Raw genomic sequence first — 3,587 nt, forward strand, 5'->3', positions numbered from 1 at the left:
TGGTGTAGATTTATCTTGATTTTTAATTACGCTTATGTTTAGCTATTTTTTATGACAAATTAATTTGTGTTTGACAGATGGGAAAAGCACCAATCCCCTATCACCTAGGGTATTGGTGCTATTCCTAATGAACCCACTACTGTCAATCCAACCTATTCAATTTCTAAAAATGTTCGAATCGCCGGATTTTCCATCATCTCAGCTTGTTCTTCCGGAGTGATAACTTGTACTTTATCTCGATCCACATTAACCAAGCAGAGGAATCCTAAATGATCGCCTTGGTTCGCACGGAATTGGTGTGCCATCAATTTAGGGATTTCAATCATATCCCCTTCTTGGACGTCTTCCACCGTGTCGCCAAGCAAACATTGGCCTTTTCCACGGAAGATCATGACCATATGCGTATGCTCATGGCGTTCCATGGTGCTATACCCACCTGGTTGCACTTCAAAATAGCGGAACTGGCATGGAATATCCCAAGCTCCATCGAAAAGAACTTGACGGGTTACATCTTTAAACGGGCTATTATCTTGCTTGTACACCAAGGTATCTACGCCATCCCATGTGTACGTTTCTTGATTAAATTTACGTATCATTTGAATATCTTTTTAATCGCTCCCAAAATGCCACCATGCTCGTGTACATAGTCTTTCACAGATTCCACTTCAAAGCCTGTTTCATCGATGGCTGCACGAATTGTTGCTTCATCCGTTTTAGTATGGTCAAAGCGAATACGCACTTCTTTTGTTTTTAAATCTACAGTGGATTCCAATACCCCTGGTAAACCACGAACAGCACCATTCACAGTATTTTCACAGTTCACGCACATCATGCCTGGCACATAAAATAATTTTGTAGTCACATTACCTGTGCTACCACAACCACAATCTTTACACATAGTTCCTCCTAATTATTTTGTTTATGACTATTAGTAGCACCAGCCTCTACATCAATGGTTTCCGCTTTTGTAGGCTCTTCTTTAGCTACTTTTTTATCGCCACTAACAGCATCTTTAAATTCATTAATACCCTTACCGATGGCCTTACCAATTTCAGGTAATTTTTTAGGTCCAAAGATAACAAGGGCAATAATTAAAATAAGAAATAATTCTTGTGTCCCAAAATTAAACATACGTATCACCTCGTATTTCAAATTAATTAATTCTTATGAGCTGCCTCATCTACATACCATTCTACTGGATCGTGAGTCAACACAGCCCCTGGTAAACAATGATCTACTCGGTCCTCCCAAGAATATTCTTCATATTCCTTACGTTGACGAAGTACACGAGCTAAGGCAGCCTCTTTGGAAGCTCCTACCACTGTGAACCAAACAGATTTTGCATTGACTAGCATAGGGAATGTTAATGTCACACGTTCCCATACTTTACCATCTTTCACAGCCACTACCATACGATCACGTTCATACAAAGCTTCAGATTTAGGGAATAAGGATGCTGTATGCCCATCATCGCCTAAGCCTAGTAACACTAAATCTATGGATTCCTTTTCTGTACGTTTCAAGACCATTTGTACTTCTTGTTCATACTTATCTGCTGCTTCCTCCACAGTACCGTTATTCGTTGGGACCGGATAATAGTGAGCAGCACCCATAATATTTCCAAATAAGCGATCTTTTGCACGACCAAAATTGTTATCTGGATTCGACTGTGGCACAAACCGTTCATCTACCCAAAGGAAGAAAATATGCTCCCAATCGATACGATTTGTATATTCATCTGAATCAAGCAAAGAAAACAATGCATTCGGTGTCGTCCCCCCAGACACAGCCACTACGCAAGTACCTGTCTCTGCAATACATTCGTTTGTATAAGTTAAAAATCGATCGGCCACTGCTTTTGCCACGTCATCTCCTGTAGGAAATGCATGAATTATATCTTTCGCCACGACCAAGATCCTCCTTCTAATAACTCTTCTGCCTCTGTTGGCCCCTCACTGAACGCTGGGTAGAAGCATAACGGCGTTTCTTCATCATTTCGTTCCCACGCCTCAATCAACGGTTTAAATAATCGCCAAGATTTCTCTACCGCATCATTGCGAACGAATAATGTTTGGTCTCCTAATAAACCATCTAAGATCAATCTTTCATAGGCATCTGGAATGTCTGCTAATTCCTTGGAATTGCTATAGGAAAAGTCCATTTCTAGTGTGTTAACACTTAACTTAGATCCTGGAGATTTTACCTCTAAGGACAATCCCATACCTTCATTCGGCTGCATACGAAGAACCAATACGTTTTGGTTGAAGTCTTTCGCATGGAACGGTTTAAAGATGGAGTGCGGAATTGGTTTAAACGTAATGGCAATTTCGCTCGATTTCTTCGGCAATCGTTTTCCCGTACGAAGATAGAACGGCACATCACGCCATCTCCAATTATCAATGAATAATTTCAATGCCACATAGGTTTCTGTCGTAGAATTAGATGGTACATTCTCTTCCTTACGATACTCTGGTGCCGGACGTTCTGTATTACCAGAATCCACATATTGACCACGTATTGCGATATCGCCTAAATTTTGACGTTGTAAACTACGGATAGACGAAATCAATTTGGCAATTTCATCGCGGTAATCATTAGCATTAAAACTAGCCGGTGGTTCCATCGCAATCAAAGATAACACTTGAATCATATGGTTTTGCACCATATCACGCAAAGCCCCTGCCCCATCATAATAGCCTGCACGTTTTTCTACACCTAACTCTTCGGCTACCGTAATTTCTACACGTTCAATATATTTACGATTCCAAAGTGGTTCAAATATAGCATTGGCGAAACGAAGCATCAAAATATTTTGCACCGTTTCTTTCCCTAAATAATGATCAATACGATAGGTTTGTTCTTCCGTAATATATTGTTTCAATGAAGCATCTAATGCGATAGCACTTTCTAAATCATGTCCAAAAGGTTTCTCAATAATCACTCGGGACCAAGAACCTACCTCTTCTAATAGCTTTGCTCCATGTAATTCACGTACGATAGGTTCAAACAACTCTGGCGGCATGGCTAGATAAAACAAGGCATTACCGCCTGTACAATGAGCATCTGTCACACGCTCTAACTCTTTGTGCAATGCCACGTACGTAGACGGATCTGTATATTGACCAGATACATAGGAAAATCGTTCAATAAATGCTTGTTCTTCTGCACTTGGATCACGGTCACCTAAGATAGATGCTTTCACTTGTTCACGAAATTCATCGTGGCTCATGGCTGTCCGTGCTACGCCCACCACGGCTACCTTCGGTGAAAGTAACCCACGTTGAAACAAGGAATAAATAGCCGGCAATAATTTACGTTTTGTCAGGTCTCCGGAGGCCCCAAAGATAACAATGGCACCCGCCCCTGGTGTATGATCAATACATAATTCTTCTTTCACATTATAGGACACATTCATGGTGAATCTCCTCTTACATCATTTCCTAACGGAAATACTAATACTGTATCTTTTATTATAGCACATACACGGCCCTTGACAATGGTTATAGCCCTTGTCAAACACAAATTAATTTGTCATAAAAAATAGCTAAACATAAGCGTAATTAAAAATCAAGATAAATCTACACCAT

At 40.3% G+C, this 3,587-nt stretch carries 5 protein-coding genes; all 5 read right to left on the reverse strand.

Going from position 1 to position 3,587, the window contains the following annotated elements; all coding sequences use genetic code 11:
- Window positions 1-152: 152 nt before the first annotated feature.
- From EO117_RS08920 to zwf, 5 genes are read right to left on the reverse strand one after another with little or no spacing between them, the layout of a single operon-like run.
- On the reverse strand, window positions 153-596 hold the full coding sequence (locus tag EO117_RS08920) for a cupin domain-containing protein (RefSeq protein WP_126940099.1): 444 nt from the start codon (window positions 594-596) through the stop codon (window positions 153-155).
- On the reverse strand, window positions 593-898 hold the full coding sequence (locus EO117_RS08925) for a heavy-metal-associated domain-containing protein (RefSeq protein ID WP_126940100.1): 306 nt from the start codon (window positions 896-898) through the stop codon (window positions 593-595). The genes EO117_RS08920 and EO117_RS08925 overlap by 4 nt, the downstream gene beginning before the upstream one ends.
- An 8-nt stretch (window positions 899-906) precedes the next feature.
- Complete coding sequence (locus EO117_RS08930) at window positions 907-1,131, reverse strand: twin-arginine translocase TatA/TatE family subunit (protein ID WP_126940101.1); 225 nt, start codon at window positions 1,129-1,131, stop codon at window positions 907-909.
- 26 nt (window positions 1,132-1,157) lie between these two features.
- On the reverse strand, window positions 1,158-1,907 hold the full coding sequence (gene pgl / locus EO117_RS08935) for a 6-phosphogluconolactonase (RefSeq protein ID WP_126940102.1): 750 nt from the start codon (window positions 1,905-1,907) through the stop codon (window positions 1,158-1,160).
- Window positions 1,892-3,415: a glucose-6-phosphate dehydrogenase gene (gene zwf, locus EO117_RS08940; protein ID WP_126940103.1), complete on the reverse strand. Its 1,524-nt coding sequence runs from the start codon at window positions 3,413-3,415 to the stop codon at window positions 1,892-1,894. Before zwf ends, pgl begins: the two co-directional genes overlap by 16 nt.
- Between the last annotated feature and the right edge of the window lie 172 nt (window positions 3,416-3,587).

The sequence above is a fragment of the Veillonella sp. VA142 genome, assembly GCF_003992135.1.
Lineage (GTDB): Bacteria > Bacillota > Negativicutes > Veillonellales > Veillonellaceae > F0422.

Bases quoted from the DNA above. Each gene is read 5' to 3' on its own strand.
- EO117_RS08920 (WP_126940099.1), bottom strand. From the start codon at position 596: ATGATACGTAAATTTAATCAAGAAACGTACACATGGGATGGCGTAGAT.
- EO117_RS08925 (WP_126940100.1), bottom strand. From the start codon at position 898: ATGTGTAAAGATTGTGGTTGTGGTAGCACAGGTAATGTGACTACAAAA.
- EO117_RS08930 (WP_126940101.1), bottom strand. From the start codon at position 1,131: ATGTTTAATTTTGGGACACAAGAATTATTTCTTATTTTAATTATTGCC.
- zwf (WP_126940103.1), bottom strand. From the start codon at position 3,415: ATGAATGTGTCCTATAATGTGAAAGAAGAATTATGTATTGATCATACA.